Origin of the sequence: Nostoc sp. (assembly GCF_036919595.1) — a bacterium.
Lineage (GTDB): Bacteria > Cyanobacteriota > Cyanobacteriia > Cyanobacteriales > Nostocaceae > Nostoc.
The window spans coordinates 1-18,131 of sequence record NZ_JBALCO010000070.1; the positions used below are offsets into that span (position 1 = coordinate 1).

At 40.5% G+C, this 18,131-nt stretch carries 19 protein-coding genes and 4 pseudogenes; 10 read left to right on the forward strand and 13 right to left on the reverse strand.

All coding sequences use genetic code 11. From position 1 onward, the window contains the following. Positions 1-382: 382 nt before the first annotated feature. The 7 genes and pseudogenes from V7K21_RS09845 to V7K21_RS09875 form a co-directional block, all read right to left on the reverse strand. The gene (locus V7K21_RS09845; protein ID WP_335173705.1) at positions 383-1,012 is read right to left on the reverse strand and encodes a hypothetical protein; all 630 of its coding nucleotides are present in this window, start codon (positions 1,010-1,012) and stop codon (positions 383-385) included. A 156-nt stretch (positions 1,013-1,168) separates the two neighbouring features. After that, entirely contained in the window at positions 1,169-1,774 is a 606-nt protein-coding gene (locus V7K21_RS09850) for a CDP-alcohol phosphatidyltransferase family protein (protein ID WP_335173707.1), read from the reverse strand. A 128-nt stretch (positions 1,775-1,902) separates the two neighbouring features. Then, on the reverse strand, positions 1,903-2,544 hold the full coding sequence (locus V7K21_RS09855) for a glutathione S-transferase family protein (RefSeq protein ID WP_442948864.1): 642 nt from the start codon (positions 2,542-2,544) through the stop codon (positions 1,903-1,905). A 161-nt stretch (positions 2,545-2,705) separates the two neighbouring features. After that, positions 2,706-3,092, reverse strand: a pseudogene (locus tag V7K21_RS09860) (protein kinase domain-containing protein); the annotation flags it as partial. 47 nt (positions 3,093-3,139) lie between these two features. Further along, a complete protein-coding gene (locus V7K21_RS09865; RefSeq protein ID WP_335173710.1) occupies positions 3,140-3,688 on the reverse strand; it encodes a GIY-YIG nuclease family protein in 549 nt (182 codons plus the stop codon). 72 nt (positions 3,689-3,760) lie between these two features. Further along, positions 3,761-4,090 (reverse strand): hypothetical protein, encoded by a 330-nt coding sequence (locus V7K21_RS09870; RefSeq protein ID WP_334966799.1) that lies wholly within the window; start codon positions 4,088-4,090, stop codon positions 3,761-3,763. Positions 4,091-4,654: 564 nt separating this feature from the next. Continuing rightward, the gene (locus tag V7K21_RS09875; protein WP_334725904.1) at positions 4,655-4,849 is read right to left on the reverse strand and encodes a hypothetical protein; all 195 of its coding nucleotides are present in this window, start codon (positions 4,847-4,849) and stop codon (positions 4,655-4,657) included. Between the two features lie 310 nt (positions 4,850-5,159). On the opposite strand from V7K21_RS09875, the pseudogene V7K21_RS09880 reads away from it, so the two are divergent. Then, a pseudogene (locus tag V7K21_RS09880) lies at positions 5,160-5,682 on the forward strand (GNAT family N-acetyltransferase). A 57-nt stretch (positions 5,683-5,739) separates the two neighbouring features. Here V7K21_RS09880 and V7K21_RS09885 read toward each other — a convergent pair. Next, a complete protein-coding gene (locus V7K21_RS09885) occupies positions 5,740-6,360 on the reverse strand; it encodes a class I SAM-dependent methyltransferase (protein ID WP_335173755.1) in 621 nt (206 codons plus the stop codon). 612 nt (positions 6,361-6,972) lie between these two features. Between V7K21_RS09885 and V7K21_RS09890 the strand changes: the two genes are divergently transcribed. The 7 genes and pseudogenes from V7K21_RS09890 (at position 6,973) to V7K21_RS09920 (ending at position 11,679) form a co-directional block, all read left to right on the forward strand. Continuing rightward, the gene (locus V7K21_RS09890; protein WP_335173713.1) at positions 6,973-7,260 is read left to right on the forward strand and encodes a Mo-dependent nitrogenase C-terminal domain-containing protein; all 288 of its coding nucleotides are present in this window, start codon (positions 6,973-6,975) and stop codon (positions 7,258-7,260) included. Further along, positions 7,241-7,450 (forward strand): hypothetical protein, encoded by a 210-nt coding sequence (locus tag V7K21_RS09895; protein ID WP_335173715.1) that lies wholly within the window; start codon positions 7,241-7,243, stop codon positions 7,448-7,450. The genes V7K21_RS09890 and V7K21_RS09895 overlap by 20 nt, the downstream gene beginning before the upstream one ends. A gap of 2 nt (positions 7,451-7,452) precedes the next feature. Next, a pseudogene (locus tag V7K21_RS09900) lies at positions 7,453-8,127 on the forward strand (response regulator transcription factor). Positions 8,128-8,347: 220 nt separating this feature from the next. Beyond that, positions 8,348-8,521 (forward strand): annotated as a pseudogene (locus V7K21_RS09905) (arsenosugar biosynthesis arsenite methyltransferase ArsM); the annotation flags it as partial. A 64-nt stretch (positions 8,522-8,585) separates the two neighbouring features. Beyond that, positions 8,586-9,545: an inorganic phosphate transporter gene (locus V7K21_RS09910; protein ID WP_335173717.1), complete on the forward strand. Its 960-nt coding sequence runs from the start codon at positions 8,586-8,588 to the stop codon at positions 9,543-9,545. Positions 9,546-9,951: 406 nt separating this feature from the next. Further along, positions 9,952-10,389 carry a CVNH domain-containing protein gene (locus V7K21_RS09915; protein ID WP_335173719.1) on the forward strand — a complete coding sequence of 146 codons (438 nt, stop codon included), beginning with the start codon at positions 9,952-9,954 and terminating at the stop codon, positions 10,387-10,389. A 282-nt stretch (positions 10,390-10,671) separates the two neighbouring features. Further along, positions 10,672-11,679: a zinc-dependent alcohol dehydrogenase family protein gene (locus tag V7K21_RS09920; RefSeq protein WP_335173721.1), complete on the forward strand. Its 1,008-nt coding sequence runs from the start codon at positions 10,672-10,674 to the stop codon at positions 11,677-11,679. A gap of 520 nt (positions 11,680-12,199) precedes the next feature. On the opposite strand, the gene V7K21_RS09925 is transcribed toward V7K21_RS09920, so the two are convergent. Then, a complete protein-coding gene (locus tag V7K21_RS09925) occupies positions 12,200-12,358 on the reverse strand; it encodes a hypothetical protein (RefSeq protein WP_335173757.1) in 159 nt (52 codons plus the stop codon). 268 nt (positions 12,359-12,626) lie between these two features. Further along, positions 12,627-13,145, reverse strand: a complete 519-nt coding sequence (ilvN, locus tag V7K21_RS09930; protein WP_335173724.1) for an acetolactate synthase small subunit — start codon at positions 13,143-13,145, stop codon at positions 12,627-12,629. Between the two features lie 334 nt (positions 13,146-13,479). Between ilvN and V7K21_RS09935 the strand changes: the two genes are divergently transcribed. Beyond that, entirely contained in the window at positions 13,480-13,845 is a 366-nt protein-coding gene (locus V7K21_RS09935; protein ID WP_335173726.1) for a BON domain-containing protein, read from the forward strand. Positions 13,846-13,915: 70 nt separating this feature from the next. On the opposite strand, the gene V7K21_RS09940 is transcribed toward V7K21_RS09935, so the two are convergent. From V7K21_RS09940 to V7K21_RS09950, 3 genes are all read right to left on the reverse strand, one after another. Beyond that, positions 13,916-14,848, reverse strand: coding sequence for an alpha/beta fold hydrolase (locus V7K21_RS09940; protein WP_335173728.1), 933 nt, complete (start codon positions 14,846-14,848; stop codon positions 13,916-13,918). A 154-nt stretch (positions 14,849-15,002) separates the two neighbouring features. Beyond that, entirely contained in the window at positions 15,003-17,210 is a 2,208-nt protein-coding gene (locus V7K21_RS09945; protein ID WP_335173730.1) for a CHASE2 domain-containing protein, read from the reverse strand. Positions 17,211-17,434: 224 nt separating this feature from the next. Further along, a complete protein-coding gene (locus V7K21_RS09950; protein WP_335173732.1) occupies positions 17,435-17,719 on the reverse strand; it encodes a hypothetical protein in 285 nt (94 codons plus the stop codon). A gap of 215 nt (positions 17,720-17,934) precedes the next feature. Between V7K21_RS09950 and V7K21_RS09955 the strand changes: the two genes are divergently transcribed. Beyond that, complete coding sequence (locus tag V7K21_RS09955) at positions 17,935-18,129, forward strand: hypothetical protein (protein ID WP_335173733.1); 195 nt, start codon at positions 17,935-17,937, stop codon at positions 18,127-18,129. The last annotated feature ends 2 nt before the right edge of the window (positions 18,130-18,131 follow it).

Here is an 18,131-nt window from a genome sequence, read left to right on the forward strand (position 1 = left end):
TAGCACTCGATTGCAATTACTTTACCGTATTTGCTGTGCTGTTTCTTAAATCCTTTACTAGTAAGCCTTTCAAGACTTAACGGGAAAAGTCAGGTCCCACAATACCCACAACCTTCACAATTGCGTCCTTACTTGATATTTACTATCACAAGCATCATAATATCTGCTTATATATTAAAAAGCCGCTTGCTAAGTCTATCAAGGGGTTTTCAGGCTGCATGGATTTATTTTACTTATCTGAGGAGTGTAACTCTATCCTTCATTCTTTACGCTGATTATAATTTGACTCTCAACTTGGTGAGATGTTTAATAAATGCGATCGCCCTTTTACACTCAACATAATTTATTCTTTTTACAAAAACTTTTTTAGAGAACACCGCAACTACACATCGTTATTGTCCTGGGCTACCGACGTGTTAATAATCTTTATATCAGGGGTAACATTAAAACCTTTTGGTTTTAATTGTTGAGATGATTTTTCAAATAACTGATTAATTCTATATTTAAGGTCTTTCTTGGAAAAGTTTATTATTACTTGAGTAACCGATTCAAGTAAGTCAGTCCATAAAGGATTATCAGAATATATTTTAAAAGTTTCAGTAACTACTTTTTCTTCTTTTATCGATGGTGCTATAACAATAAAAATATCATCCTCTTGTTTAATAGAGATATACATAGCAATTCCTGAAGGCGGTACTAAATTTTTATTAAAAAAGCTTTTCCCACAACTACTAATATTAAATCCTATATTGGGTGCAGAAATCACTAATTTGAAACTAAAAAAACATTCATTATCTACAATAATAGCATCTTGAATAAAATTATAAGGAGCAATTTTAGAGCCTTTTTCATCAACAATATATATATCTTTTCCTGGACTACATTCAATATGTAAAGCGATTTTATCAATCAGTTCGCGGATAAAATCAAAATTTCTACCTACATATGCATAGGTATCCTCATAATCTTTGTTCACACTATCGACCAGATGTTGAAATATTGATTTTGGCATAATGATAAAACTTTTAATAAAATAATAGTATCATGTTTAAATGAAACAAGTAAGTACTTTTACTAAGTTTAGGAAGTGCGAGCGCAAAATTTAATTATGCATTCAAGAAAGCTAAAAAGCCTGTTTTATTAGCTTTCTGCCCCATGCCCCCTTATACTATTTTGATTCAGGCTGCGGGAGTGCCCAAAATTGCCAAATTACCCATATAGCAAAAGTTGGTGCCCCAATTGTAGCTGCCATTAGTAACGGCTCTAGTCCATGCAGTAAGGTAACTATGGGAAACAAATACAGCACGTCTTCTATGTCAAACCCAGCGAAATTTGGTTGACGGCTGGCGTCTTTACCTAAACGCTGTTCCATTTGGTTTCGCAAATGAAAGATGCAAGCAACAGACACACCAGATACTATCCCCATTAGTAACGCCCACCAACCAAATTTTCCCTCCCTAAGACCATATCCAATACACACAAACAAAAGAATGTGGATAATGGCGTCACTAGCGAGATCATACTGATGTCCCCATTTGCTGCTTTTCCCACTCAAACGAGCTAATTCACCATCTGTGTGATCTAGAAAGTTGGATAAAGCAAATAGCACTGCCCCAATATTAGCCCAGATGGCATCGCCAACTGCAATCGCTACCGCAGCCGCCAACCCTGTCACAAGTCGCACTGTCGTGAGATGATTGGGGTTTACCCAACTGTCTTTTAGAGGTTTAACTAGCCAGTAAGCAAGTTGAGCATCCCAAGGCTTGGTGATCATAGATGAACTTGAATTTGATATGGTCTTTGAATACATATAACATTTACGATTACCACATCTAGCTAGAGATACAGATTTTTGTTGAATAACTGGCAGTTTTAGGATATAGCGGTTCTTCGTTGAGTGAATTATTGAATGCTTTTGGCGAAGTCGTATGCGCCTCCACGTTCAAGGGCGCGTTTGTAAGCAGGTCGTGCATGGATGCGCTCGACAAATTGCTTAATCTTTGGTCGGCTTGAGATGAGTTCAGCTTGCATAGCGACTATTTCCAGAGGAAAGCTCATTTGGATATCGGCGGCAGTAAATTCTTCGCCTACAAAGCATGTACTCTTATTAAGTTCACCTTCTATGTAGTCAAAGTGAAGCTTGATCTGGGGTGCGATAAATTCGTCGTTTACGCTGCTGTCTTTTATACCAAAATTATTGAAGACGAGGTTCATCACTAGAGGTGGCATTGCAGAGCCTTCGGCGTAATGCAGCCAATAGGTGTAGCGCAGACGCTCCGGCGTACCAGATGGCGGGACTAGCCGACCATTACCGTAGCGATCCACTATATATTCGATGATAGCGCCCGACTCTGCAACAGTGAGGTCTGCATCTGTGATCACTGGTGACTTGCCAAGCGGATGGACTTCACGCAGCGATGTCGGTGCCAGCATCGTCTTCTGGTCGCGTTCGTAGAACTTAATCTCGTATTCGATACCTAATTCTTCGAGTAACCATAGCACGCGCTGCGATCGCGAGTTGTTGAGATGATGGACAACGATCATAATTGCTACTTTTTGATAATGGCGTTGATAGAAGCTTTTGCTCATCTCAACCTATCATCAGTTCCCCCACTGTTCATCTATCTGCTGGTTTGTCTTGAGTCTTGTGGCGATCGCACCAAAGGCAGCTTTAGAAACGTGACAAAATGTCTAGAGTGAACCTAATCCAGGACGGGTAATAAATTCATCAATAATTCCTGGACAGCGCCTTCACAAAATAGCCCCTGCTTCTGGACTTTTCCAGTTAGGGTATCGCCTTCAATCCACTCCTGAACTAAATAAAATTGTCCGCCTGAGGAGAAGTAGGCATACAATGCCGGAATTTGGTCATTTGCGCCACCGAGTTCTTCTAAAATAGTTGCTTCCCGTTGAAACCTCTCTTGCACTATCTGGTAAATTTGGGGATTATTGTGAATCGGTCTTAGCTGTTTAACCACACAACGGTGCTTTGAAGGCATATAGGTATCTTCTGCTAAATAGGTTTCACCAAACCCACCAGCGCCCAGTGTACGGATAACTTGATAGCGATCATTCAGCAGCTGTATTGTCATGAAAGATTACAAGCGAGATTTATAAGATAGTTTTCCCCAAAACTACATTATTTCAAATCTAGTAAACCTTCTTCTTTCAATTTAGGATTGAAGCGAATTTGCATTTGCAAACCGCGCACTTCTAGCAATTGCGTTAAAATTTCTGCTTCTACTCTCCGTGCCACATTTTTAATAATTTTTATTTGTGCTAATTCATCATTAGCTGGATTTTGATATTTTGCCTGTTCTTCAGGTGTCATTATCACTTTTACGTCAATGGGATGAGTCCATTTTTCCTTGTGATCCCCATTTCCCCAAGGCACACTGCCATTTTCAGCAATCCAAGCATTTTCAGTATTTTCTAAAATTGTGCGACTAGGGCGTTCAATAGTTTGAACTTTTACCCAATAGCATTGCTGTGGCTGACGGACTAAATGCTGCTTGAGGCTTAGATAAACATCACGTGAGTATCCTACAAATTGGAGTACTTTTTCTTGGTCAAAAATAGCATATACCCCAATTTTACTCTGAAATTGTTCAGGTAATTGACCGCGATCGCCAATGTAAGGAATGTATTCCAGGGTTGCCAAAGGAGGAAGATTTGTTTCAAAAGCCATACATCAAATATCAAACTTACTATTTGCCTTCAGAATTGAGAATTGCTAATTATGGAAAAATTATCTTGATAATTACTCATTACCCAATTTTTGGTAAATTGCACAAAGGCGACTGGGTTTAAAAATCTTAGCACTAAACATGAAATTTGGTGGAACGTTGATGATGGCATACTCATCAGATTCATGATACTTTTCAAATTCTGCTGGCATTCCTTTAGTGGTAGTTAAGCTGTAAGGAACTGGTTGGAAAAGTAATTCTGTAAATTTAACTTGTTCACACTGCAACTGTTGACGAATTTGGTTTAAGAAAGCAACGCTTGTCAATAAATTGAATAAAGTTTCTTGAGCTTGTGCTTCAAGAGTGAAACTGCCATCAAAGTTCTGGACGATTTTAAGGGGCATTTTCTGTATAGGTAGTTATTAACGACTAAGTGGTGATAGAGGATAGGCAACATGTTACACATGCACATGGTTATCCGAAAGTGCTGGACAATGAAGCCTACCTTTTTATGTAGATGAGCTTTGTGAAAAATCACTGCTTTAAGATCAGCCTATTGGATTGTGGGACTTCTGTCAGCCACACAAGCAAGCTAGTATGATTAAGAATCGTGAAGCTTAGCAGATTTTCAGAGATAGGTGATTTCTGCTTAATGCTGTGCTGACAAACATCAGATATTATGTTTATAAATATTAATATCAAATATATAACTAGGTGCAAGGAAAATCATTTCTTCAGTATGGAGTAAAATCAAAGAAACAATAGTATAATCCGAAAGCAATGCATATTGCGGGCTGCACCTACGCACTTACCATGCCAGCCTCCACCCTCCCTAAAAACAATTCTCACACAACAAAATAAGTGGATAATCATGATATAAATCACAACTATCCACTTAAAGTTTACTAAATCCAGGTTACTAGAAAAAACTCAATTAGATTATTGAAACTAGGCAAAGTTAAAACCAATTAACGTGACTCAGTTCCCTGATTGGGGCTACCTGCTATACCATCTTCTCCTGGTGCTTCTGGTGTAGCAGAGGGTTTAGCATCACTCTTTTCAGCATCACCAGTTTTGCGGATACTTTCGTCAACGGGGGTTTGGTAGCCACCAGAAGCAGTAGGTGTAGTTTCTTGATTATTAGATTTTTGTTCTTCAGCCATGATTACATTCCTAATCATTTACTCTTGGGATTATCTTAAAAAAATTTTGGGTTTGAGTGCATCTATCTAGAATCTAGTTATGGCTGATTCTCGCCTCTATCGGAAGTATTGTTTAGTACTACTCATATCTGCTGACAAAAATCCATAAATATAGAATTTGTTAACCTTAGAACGCTTGCTGTCGTTAAAGGAGAACTTGGAACAGGTTTAATGTCCAAGATGCTTTATTGATAGTTGACAGGAAATGGCAAATGATCTGAGTGAATAATATGGTGTGATGATTGTGATACAAACTATCAAAGTGTAATTAATGAACCAGAGCAATCTATCGCTACCATCTGGATGTGTCCTTCGCAAGGCAACCTTTAGGGATCAGTGGTCGATTCGATTGCTGGTATTCTCAGCGAAACTCGACCCAACCCAATTGGCAGCAATTTTGGGTAATTGAATGCGATGCCTACGGTGGGCAAAGCCTACGCAATCTGGTAGCTTGTGGACAGCTTCGTAATTTCTCAGAGGCACAAGAACTTGGTAGTTTGGTCGTTGCATCAGCTTGGAGAGGTCGCGGTTTAGGTACTTTGCTAACGCAGCATTTGATTAATATAGCAACACAACCACTTTATCTTGAATGTTTAGGTGAACGATTGGCGCAGTTTTACTGTCGCTTTGACTTTGTACCAATATCTTTTGAAGACTTGCCACAATTTCCCAGGAAAAGAGGTTTGTCTACGCTCAAGGGTAAATATAGATTTTCGCAATTAGCTAAAAAGCTGCTCAAAGTTCCTGTGGTGTTTATGGAATATCGAGATCAGTTAAGGCTTGATCCTCCCTAACCCTCCTGAAAAAGGAGGGAATTAGAGCAAGCCTTTTTAACGGGAGAAAGTTATCGATTAATCCAACGGAGGTTTAGCAAAAATCGTTAGTAAGACTGGTCCTAGTAAATAGTGATGATTCAAACACAATAACCCAGCACAGAAGCCAATAAGTTGACGTTGATTAGGGCTGTAGAGTCTAATTCCCCGGGGAAAGACTGGCAATAATTGAGGTTCTGACTCTTTTTTGGAGGTAATGTCAACCAAGTAAAAGCGTCCACCGGGAGAAAGTACCCGTGCTATTTCACTAACTACTTGTTTAGGTTCCAAATAGTGCAAAAAGCTGATAGTGCTGAAAACAGTATCAAATTGACCATCAGCAAAGGGAAGAGACTCTGCTTTCCCCTCGATATAAATTAAACGTGGACGGTGGCAGTTGCTCTGTCTTGCTACCCGCAACATATTAGCAGATAAATCCAATCCGGTGGCTTGCAGATCGGGAAACTGAGTAGCAAGGCGCTCAAGTAAGCGTCCAGTACCACAGCCGATATCAAGTACATTTGCTGACTCTGGTAAATCGACATACTCCAGTAACCGTTTGTGAACGGCTCGATAAAACACTGAAGGAAAGAGCCAGTCGTAACTTGATGCCCATAGGTCAAAAAGTAGCTTTTTGTTACTGAAAAAGTCATCAGTCATTAGTTTTCGCAGCTTCTCTGAAGCTTGATGCTTTTTTAGGGTAAGTTTAGCTGCGCCTCCAAGAAATTGGTTATAGCTTTGCAGTCCGGCAATATCTAGCCTAGCCTTTGGCACACTACCATTTCACAAAATTCTGTTAAAAATACGTTGCGAGGGGCGTACAGATGTCATGGGTGTCAACTTAACGTCAAAGCCTGTCTATAACAAGCTTTTAGAGATTGTCTCGTTGTCTCGAAAAGAAGTCTCCGACTGGAAATGCCTAATGTGAGGTTGCGCCTCAAGACTTACGGCACCGCAATTGAAGAGCATTTCCAGCCAGAGGCTCTTAACGAGGTTTTAAACGGGTTTGCACTTAAGTTGACACCAATGTACAGATGTAATTCCCTACAGGCAATTCATTTGTTGCAAAAATTTTTGGGGATGGTATAAATCATCCGGAATTTTGGCAATTGAATGTGTAGTTAACAGTGTGCCTAGAGACTCATTCTATCTCTGTAGAGAACTAAAGAACGAGTAATCACTGCATAAAACTATAAAACCTAACCGGATGTATTTATAGAGGTTCAGATACAACAAACTCAATCTAATTTGAAATTATTAAGGTGAACAATTATGACAAGCTTTATTCAAGTCTGGTTACACAATGATTTACTGCACCCAGTCCGCGAGTGGTTGGAAACGATAAAAATTCATAACTCCAAATTGGCTCATTTCCTGTGCAAAGCTATTCCTGCTCAGTGTCCCTTTGAACGAGACATCACAATGTTTGGTCGGAAGCTATTTCACATTCCTCCGATGTGTAAATTAAATCCCTTATACAACGAAATGGTTGGTTTGCGTTTTAAAGCGCTCTGTTATCTCGCCGATGAATGCGGTGAAGATGTCACAGCCTATTGCTAATAGCCAGTTGGATCGTTCTTTGATCAAGCAGCGATCGGGAATTGCAGACATACGGTTGTTACTTACTCAGATTTATACTAAGGTAAGTACACCTAATTTAGATGTTTGGCTATTAAGTAGCTGGCACCTCACTAAAGTGTTTCCAGATTGTATTATTGCTTACCGTACCCTGCTGAAATCATTAACATGATCATGAGGCACATCTTACTGGTTGAAGATGAAGTCAAACTGGCACGATTTGTCGAATTGGAGCTAAGTTATGAAGGTTATCAAGTTAGCGTCGCCTACGATGGATTAACTGCACTCACCGCAGCGCGTGAGTTAGATCTAGATTTAGTAATTTTAGACTGGATGTTGCCGGGTTTGTCGGGGTTGGAAATTTGCCGCCGCCTACGAAATATTGGTGATCAAGTGCCGATAATCTTATTAACCGTCAAAGATGAAGTGAGCGATCGCATTGCAGGCTTAGACGCTGGTGCTGATGATTACCTGGTTAAACCCTTTTGTGTTGATGAATTATTAGCCAGAGTCAGCGCTCACCTGCGAAGAAGCCACCAAGCAGACAAAGCAGATGTTTTATAATTTGAAGACCTAAGTTTAAATCGTCGCACGCGCCAAGTGTACCGAGATCAGCGGTTAATTGAGTTAACTGCTAAGGAATTTGATTTACTGGAATATTTACTGGCCCATCCGCGACAGGTAATTACCTGCGATCGCATTTTAGAGGAAGTTTGGAGTTACGACTTCATGGGCGATGCTAACATCATCGAACTTCACATGCGATACCTGCGTCTGAAACTTGAGGTCAATAATGAAAAGTGCCTTATTCAAACTGTGAGTGGTGTCGGCTACAGATTGCGTGATTGAATTGGCATTGGGATTAGTCAATAATCAATAGTTCTTCTTCGCCTGCTTCACTTGCTTCTTTTCTAGTCCCTAATGTTAAATTTAGATTAACGCAGATGCCCCAAAGTCTTTGAATATATGAGGATTTGAGGTTTTTGGCAATCTCAGCGAAAACTCATCCAACTCAGAGTTAATTATACTAGGATGCACAAAGCTGTCATCATCTAAAATCTAAAATGGCATGACCTATTTAGAAGCAGCAGCGCCATTCTATCGTGAAGTTGCTCAACCCCCCCAGGTTGGACTTTGTTGTGTGCATATACCCCTGCAACTACCAGAATTGAAAATTCCTTTGCCAATGCAGGAAATGAACTATAGTTGTGGCACCACCGTTCACCCTACGGAACTAAGAAACTAACCTACTGTGCTGTATGTTGCTGGCATATAGTGGTGGTTGCTGTTAATTTATAAACCAAAAAATGTTGTTAATTAGTCTATTTATCGCCACGCTCTTTTTAGCATATTCCAATGGTGCAAATGACAACTTTAAAGGGGTAGCAACGTTGTTTGGTAGCCGAACTAGCAGCTATCAAACAGCAATTTTGTGGGCAACTTTTACAACTTTGGCTGGTGCAGGAACTGCGACTTTGTTAGCAAGTAAACTAATTAAAAACTTCTCTGGAAAAGGACTAGTGCCTGATGCGATCGCTAACGCCCCAGAGTTTCATATAGCAGTAGCGATCGCTGCTGGTTTAACTGTGCTTATAGCTACCCTCATGGGGTTTCCCATTTCCACAACTCACAGTTTAACAGGTGCCCTTGTTGGCGCTGGATTAGTTGCGATCGGACTCAAAGTTAATTTTGCAGCTTTGGGAACTTCCTTTATTTTGCCTCTATTACTCAGTCCAATTATTGCTATTCCCTTGGGAGCAGGAATTTACAGCTTATCTGGCTATATCAATTCTAAATGGAACCTACCAGTTAGCCAGAAAATGATTGATAATTGTCATTTTATCAGTGCTGGAATTGTCAGTTTTACAAGAGGATTAAATGATACTCCCAATATTTTCTCACTCATTCTAATTATTGAGTATTTTTCGATTCAGGGAGGAATGATCACGATAGCGATCGCAATGGCACTTGGCGGTTTACTCAACTCGCAAAAAGTTGCAGTAACCATGAGTGAAAAGATTACCTCATTGAATCATACTCAAGGTTTATCAGCAAATATAGTAACTGGAGTTCTGGTTATTGCAGCTAATCGGTTTGGGCTTCCCGTTTCCACTACTTATGTTTCAGTTGCTTCTATTTTTGGTGTGGGGTTGATTGGCAAAAAAACCAATATGCGTGTTTTTTATCAGATACTACTATCGTGGATTATAACTTTGCCTACTGCTGCAATTATTAGTGCAATAACCTACAGATTATTGCAAGGTTAGAAAAAATTAATATATTTGTGCAATTTTTAAGGAGTAGTAATTAAATCCCAACTTTTCACGGTTTTTTCCTTTTCAAGGATGACGTAAAGATTTAGATATGGAGATAACAACTTGACATAATTGAATTTAAACACTGGTTTGCTAACCACAAATCTACAACACGCGCTGTAATTGCTTCATTAATGCGTGAGTACAAGGCGCACTTCATCCTTATTTCAAGCCCCAACTTAAAATTAGCTGTAAAAACAAGCACAACTAAATATCTATTTTGCACTATTTAGTCTTTACATCAGATACAAATATATGAAGATTGATTAAGAAGCAATTTTTTGTGACTAAAGTAAAATATTAGACAATAAAGTCAGTATTAGGAAATTGAATTTCCTAGTAAATGTGGAACCAAGTCGTGAAAAATGGAACAAAAATCATGAAACAAAATCTACAAAAGTTAATTGGTGTAATTGGTGTTTTAGTTTCCACTAGTTTTGTTGACATTAATAACCCAGCCAATGCTGCGCCTAGCACTTTTCAGCAAAGTTGTAACAATATTACAATTTCTGGTAATATATTAATGGCTAATTGCAGCAGAATCAATGGGTCATTCAATCAAAGCTCATTAGTTTTATTAGGGATTGAAAACATTGATGGCACTCTTAAAGTGACCAACCCTCGTAAAGTTAGTAATTATCAGCTGAGTTGTGATAACATTGGTTTCAATGGTTTCAATGGAAACTTACTAAAAGCTACTTGCAAGAGAAGAAGTGGTATAGCAAATAATACTTCTCTAGTTTTAAATGGTATCGAAAACATTAATGGTTTTCTAAAGTACACAAGTGCGCCGTAAGACATATGAGAGGGGTCAAATTTAACCCCATCGAAGGTTAGAGCCGAGATAAACGTTTTTGTAGCTGTTGATTTTGTTGGCGTATTGCTTATTTCAAAGATTTTCAGAGATTCTGAACAATTCGCCAACAAAGTCAGCTTTCTATAGCAATGCCTTATTTATGATAATGGCTGTTTTTAATCCCCTTGCAAGAATTTGCTAATGATCAAACCTGGAGTATAGTCCACCCTCTTGCGCTAAAGTTGCAAATGAACGTGCATTTAAGGCCAGGAGGAAAGAGTTGTGAAAGCAGTCTTGATGACAGCAGCTGGCAGTCCCGAAGTTCTGCAAGTACAGGAAGTGGCAAACCCTGCTGTTCCTGTAGGCAATACTGAACTTTTAGTGCGTTTGGTGGCGGCTGGCATTAACCCGATTGACACCAAACTTCGTAGCCGAGGCAGTTTCTACCCCGATCGCTTGCCGACAATTTTAGGATGTGATGGTGCAGGTGTAGTCGAAGCAGTAGGTGCTAGTGTTCAGCGTTTTCGCCCAGGCGATGAGGTATATTTTTGCTATGGCGGCTTGGGCGCACACCAAGGCAATTATGCCGAATATACCGTTGTGGATGAGCGGTTTGTGGCACGTAAACCCGCGTCTATCTCCTTTGCCGAAGCAGCAGCAGCTCCTTTGGTGTTAATCACCGCTTGGGAAGCTTTATACGAACGGGGACGATTGGAACCTGGAGAACGGGTTTTAATTCATGCGGGTGCTGGTGGTGTCGGTCATGTAGCAATTCAATTGGCGAAACTCAAAGGTGCTACTGTTTCCACCACAGTCAGTTCTGAGGAAAAGGCTAATTTCGTCAAAGAACTCGGTGCAGACCATGTAATTTTTTACAAACAAACAGACTTTGTGCAAGCGGTATTAGATTGGACTGGCGGCAAAGGCGTAGACTTGGCTTTTGATACCGTAGGCGGTGAAACCTTTCACAAAACTTTCCCCGCAGTGCGAGTGTATGGCGATATTGTGACAATTCTCGAACCAGATGCCAATACTGTTTGGAAAACTGCTAGAACTCGCAACCTCCGCATTGGTTTAGAATTTATGTTGGCACCAGCGTTGCTGGGATTGGAAGAGAGTCTCCAGCATCATGCAGAAATTCTCGAACAATCTGCCACCTGGATCGATGAAGGAAAGTTAAAAATCCACGTTAGTCACAAGTTTCCTTTGAAAGAAGCGGCTAAAGTCCACCAATTACTTGAAAGCGGTTCTGTGACGGGTAAAATTGTTCTACTGATTAGCGACGAATGATCGAGCAACTTGGATAAATTATTTTTTAAATGCATAGGCACGCAGAGGTTAAACGCAGAAATACACAGAGGGGTTTCTCTGCGCTCCTTTGCGTTTTCTTAATTCTTCTCTTTTTCTCTCTGAGGAGTTGCGATCGCACTACAAAGTTAAGTTAATACATCGACCGCCTTGTTAATGCATTGGCTTGCATTATTAATGCCTCGGCCGCCTTGTTAATGTAATGGCTTAGATTATTAATGCCTCGGCTTGCATTGTTAATGTAATGGCTTGCATTGTTAATGCCTCGGCCGCCTTGTTAATGTAATGGCTTGCATTGTTAATGCAGCGGCCGCCTTGTTAATGTAATGGCTTGCATTGTTAATGCATCGGCTTGCATAAATTAACCTACTCTTTTTATAATTTTATCCACCAAGCTTATCAGGCTATGTTGGCGCAGCAACAAGCTGAAACCGAAAAACTAGCTTTATACTGTGCTGCTGCCTTCATTAGCTCGATTAGCAGAATGGGAATTTTACGACGATTATCCTGTCATTTCACCAGTTTCAAGATTCTGTTTTATTGCAGCACCTATGGTATGAACAGTTGACTCTGTACTTTGTAACAACTCATGTACAACATTATTCTGGTCAGAATGACTGCGATTTTGGCTAAGTTTGTATTTGCCTTCCAATCGCGTCACGGTTATCTCAAAACCATTTTATTTCCACTCAACCGTTTCCTGAGTTTCAGCAAAGAGTGAGTCAGGAAAATGGACCGCCGATTAAATCATTTATCGATTTCGGCAGATGCTGAAAAGATTGTCTGTGGAGCGCGTTCAATTTTTACTGTCGTTGATCAGATACAATCTTTGGCTCACCGATATGCCTTTCTGAATGAAACACACGTGGGGGCGCAAATGTGCGCCCCCACAAGCTAATTATTTACAAAGCCTTTATTTAAGTTCCCAACTAAACTTTTGCTTCTAAAGACTTGAGTAACTCGGTATTCACACCTGACTCACGAGTCAGAGCAATTTTGCCAGTGCGGACGATTTCTCTCAAACCAAATTTTTGCAACACCTGCACGATCGCTACCATTTTACCTGGATCTCCCACAACTTCTAAGGTGAGAGAATCTTCCGCCACATCCACGACTCGCGCCCGAAAAATCTGAGACAGTTCGATCACTTCTGAGCGATTGCTGCTAGTAGCATTCACCTTTAAGAGCATCAATTCCCGCTCTACGCAAGGAGTTTCGGTAATATCCTGTACCTTAAGCACATTGACTAACTTGTATAGTTGCTTGGTGAGTTGCTCGATAATGCGATCGTCACCAGGTATAACCATTGTAATTCGGGTGACTCCTCCTTGTTCAGCAGGGCCAACAGCAAGGCTTTCAATATTAAAGCCGCGACGGGCGAATAAACTAGAAATGCGGGAAAGAACACCCGCCTCATCTTCTACGAGAACTGAAAGAGTATGTTTCATCTTCGCCAACAGAGGCTAGAACAGGATTTGAGTAACGTAACACTAGTACCGTTTGGCAGAATTCACTCATTCAAAATTTCTTGAGTTATAAACTCTTGACATTTTGTTAAATGTATGTTCTCTGCGGTGACGTACTACTGCACTAATTATCAGTGTGACCTCTTATTGTAAACTCAATAGCTGCACTCATTGCATTCTCTAGAGATAAATTGGGCAGAAATCATTCTGCAAGGAGGAATTTCATTGAATGTATCTCTTTTGATTGGTAGATGCGGTATTTTTGTAAAGCTTTTATACTCAGGTTTAATAAGCCTCTAATAGGAGAAAAGTTTTTATGGGTTGGTTAAAAAGATTATTTGGAATGGAAAAACCTCAAAATGCCGAAGTAAATCCTACTCCGCAGTCAATAGTGCCAGATTCTAGTGATAGTGTTGCTACTGATACGCAATCAATCCCCCCAGAACGTCTGGGATTAAGCGGCGAATACGACCAAAGTGGGTTGGCAAAGCGGGTAGCGTTGGCATTTGATCAAGACCCCCAACTCGATGATGTTGATACCCTTTGGGTTGCTCAAACGGGTAGCACTGTAGTATTGAAAGGTAAAGTTCCCAGTCAAGAAATTCTCAACAAGATGATTTCTGTAGCTAATTCTGTGAATGGCGCTACAGATGTTGACACTAACCAAGCCACGATTGGCTAGGTGTTAAGCAATTCAAAATTCAATAGTGGCAAAGGTGCTGGCTGGCGCGATCGCTCCCATTGCATAATATTTAGGGAGTAAGCAACGGTTGGCGATCGCTAACCCGTCTCTCAATCCAATCTAAAATAGCTTGGTTGACTTGTTCTGGACATTCATCATGGGGACAATGACCTACGTCTGGTAAATTCAGCACTTCCAATTTTTCGTTGTACTGGGCGAATTGGTTGGCCAAGGCTGGGGGAACAAACCGATCCTTTTGTCCCCAAATTAACAGCATCGGAATTGTTAAGGTTGGTAACACTGTCTTGACACTGGGACTAAAGTTAATTCCAATCGCAGCTTTGAATAAAGCACTAAAAGCCCTTGCTGAACCTATGTCTTGGGGAGGCCCTGCTAAAATTTCTATGAGTTCATCGGTAATCGCCTCTGGTTTAGCGTAGGCAAGACCTGCCCAGCGACGCAGCACCCCTGGACGGCGCACGAAGTTAAACACAGGTTTTAGAATCAACGGCGAAGCGACAATATTTTTAATTGCTCTGACGACTGGTTGCAGCACAGAAGGAATCGCTTCTTGCTCTAGTGAAGGGTCGGGTAAACTCATCATCACCATACCTAGCACCATGTCGGGGTGGGTGGCGGCGGCAACCATGGAAATTAGTGAACCGTTGGAATTGCCCACTAAAATCGCTGGTTGACGGATAAATGTTTTCCAAAAGTCGTAAACCTGCTCTACCCAGAATTCGATGCTGTAATTAACTGCGGCTTTTTCAGAAGCGCCAAAACCCAGCATATCAATGGCGTAAACTGTGTGATGCTCACCCAACACCTCTAAATTATGTCGCCAATGACCAATGGAAGCGCCAAAGCCATGTAACAGAATCAGAGGTGTTGTCTTGTGGGTATTTTGGGCAGGGCGAATGTAAGTATAGCGAGTTTGCCAGCCCCGCCAAACCCAATCCCTTTGATTACCAACCCGCTCTTGCCAGTGTAGTGTAGTGGTCACAGTCTCCTCTAATTCATCAGTGTGAAAATCCCATTATAAAACTTTGATTTTTCACCTTGTTTATCTTTGCTTTTGGGAAAATTTGTATATTGTTGATTCCAGTTTTTCACCCAGCCTGCAAAATCGCGTAAAAAAATCTCCCCAAATCCTCAGTTCAATTAATTGAAAAACGTTTTAAATCTTGTAAAACTGCGGCGGCTGATTGATAGCGATCGCTAAAATGATAACAAACCATCTTATCTAAAATTGCCGCTAATTCTTCGCTGACTGGCGCTGTTTGCCGCCACATCACATTCCCCGTTTCTAAATCTGGGTGGAGTTCTTGCGGTGGTATCCCAGTTATCGCTTGAATGCCAATCATTCCTAAAGCGTAAATGTCACTGCATAATCGGGGATGACCGGCAAATTGTTCTGGAGGTGCATAACCTCGCGTCCCGATAGCAACTGTAACTAATTCGGTTTGCTCATTATTTGGCGGTTGCATCAATTTGACAGCACCAAAGTCAATCAACACCAGCCGATTATCTTGAGCGCATCTAATAATATTAGTCGGTTTGAGATCACGATGAATCACTCGATGCTGGTGAATAAATTCTAGAACTTCTAAAACTTGTTTGAGCATCTCCATCACAAATGATTCGTTCTGCACATTCTGCACAGGTGGTAATTCTTCACTTAGGGTATGTCCCTCGATATATTCTTGAATTAAATAGAATTCGTGGTCATCTTCAAAATAAGCAAGTAGTTCGGGAATCTGATCATGTTTACCCAAAGATTCTAATATTTCAGCTTCACTATTAAACAACCTGCGAGCAATTTGCAAAAATCGTGTATCTTGACGAGCTGGCATTAACTTTTTCACTACACAAGTAGGATTGCCCGGTCGATGAGTATCCTCTGCTAAATAAGTGCGACCAAATCCACCTGCACCAAGAACTTGAGAGATTTTGTAGCGTCCACTCAAAAGTAAATCACCAGATTTTATTTTTGGTGAATCAATTGGGGGAGGAAAGTCAAAATAGGAGTCAGGAAATGCTGTTTTATCTTCTAAGAGGACATTTAATTGGGCGATCGCTTCTTGTTGTTTTTCGACTTGCAGAATAATCACCTGAGTTTGCCGCTGATTTTGGTAGCTAGTATAAGCAATCACACAGATACTACTAATTACTAAGGCAAGAGCAGAAGGAACTAATGGCACCCATCCAGCTTGAAAAAACAAAGCGATGCAGATTACTATTAAGCTAAGTAGAGTTGTCCCGTCCACCACTAGCAACAGCAACGGATTTTGCCACCGCCATGCGATAATTCCACCTAAGAGTGACCAGCCCCACACCCAAATAAGTTCTGCCCAGTCTGGCCAATACCAAATTAGAGGTCGCCCATCCAGTACTGTACTGATGAGTTGACTTGCTATTTGTGCATGAATAAACAGAGCAGGCATTTTGGCTGGTTGATCTGGCAAAGCGCTGTAAGGTGTATAAAAGCTACTTGAAGAAAGATTAGCTGCTGTGATGCCAATAATCACAAGACGGTCTTTGACTAAATTGGGGTTGACTTGGCCACTGAGGACTTGTGTGAGGGTTACTTGGTTGGCGAGGCTGTTGGGGTGATGGTAATTTAATAATATTTGATAGCCATTTGCATCCAGATGTTGGTAGCCACCAGAATTAGCTTGTAAACGCGGGAAGAGGGTTTTACCTAACTGAAATTCTCCTTTATTTGTAAATTGGTATTCAATGCCTTGTTTTTCCAGATAATTAATTGCTATTTGCGCCCCAAATGCAAATGATGTTGTACATTTATTGTCTGTAGAGTTAGCAAATAACAAACTGCGGCGGATAATTTGGTCGTTTTCATTGTCAGGGACTACATCACTAAACCCAACATTATCTATAGGAAAATTGGGTGGCGGTGGTATTTCATCTCTACCCAAGCTGCTGAACAAACAGGTGCTGATGATATTATCTTGATTTTGCTCCTTAGCTGCCAAATTGTTGTCTTCTGGTTGGAAAAGATATAAACCAACAATTCGCGGTTGATAAGACTCAATTTTATCTAACAGCTGATTTATGGTACGATTTGATAGAGTCCATTTATCTAGTTTGAGATCCTCGTCAGTGATTTTTATCAGCAAAATCCGCCGATCAGGTGCTTCTATCGGACGCGATCGCAACATTTGGTCATAAACTATTAACTCCCAAGACTGCAACCATTTCAGTTCCCGAACTCCCCATATAAAGGCAGTAACTCCTACACTGGTAACCAAAATAATTTGCAACCAGCTTTTGCTCTTGGAAGTTTTATGGGAATCCTGAAGTTTGACAAAGGGGACACGGAGTTTTTCTAATAGTCCACTAATCACGGCGTTGCGACGGTAGCCTGAATTGGGTAGATGTTGCAGGCGCAGAAGTTAATTTTCTGACTTTAGGTTAAAAGCTAATTAATCTGAGCTTCTCTATTAATGTAGCAATTTACTTGCTGCTTAGATACCTTGGTGTATTCGTACTTTTAGCTACGTGCAGCGTTCACCCACAGAATAAGACAAGCGATGTCTAAGGGCGGGCTATTTGGCATCGCGCTATGCGGCTAATCATCTGTAAGAGAAGTTTGAGTATCTTCAACAGGACTGGCAATTGGGAAAGAAATAGGATTAGTAGATGGGGTTAATGAATCTAACTGGGGTTGTTCGAGTGATGCTTCGATGCTTGAATCATCGAAATAAGAGCTAAATATTTTATCATAGTTAGAAGCAACAGCTAAAAAAGCGCCACCCAAAATATAGATAGGTAATGGCAGATTAAATTCTTGCAACCAGTCAAACAGTTCTGCCAAGGCAAACAGCACCAAAAAGCAGGCAAGCCAAACCTTCATATTTTCATTCTCTAGATTGATACAACTCTATTACTACTAGCTTAAATAGTTTGCATAATAGTTGATGTAGTACATAATCACTAATTTACAACCTCTATAACTGTAGATAGATGCAGTTAGAGTGATTGCAGATGCTATATTCCATTATCTAGTAGAAAAATAAAAATATATTTAGCTTATGCCTGCAATCAAACATCTAAGGATTGCACAGTTGTTTGAAAGACTTGGCAGTGCCTCAAAGTTTCACAGGTAAAACTGGCAACGATTTTAGGGGTTTCGTTCCACACTACAAACTGATGGGAAACGGACGGACACGACCTTCCCCACTGGCTATGAAAGAAATTGAAAAGCTATTATACCAGATAGAAGAACCCGGTGAGACGCTTTTAGCCAAATACTTTCAAAAATGAGG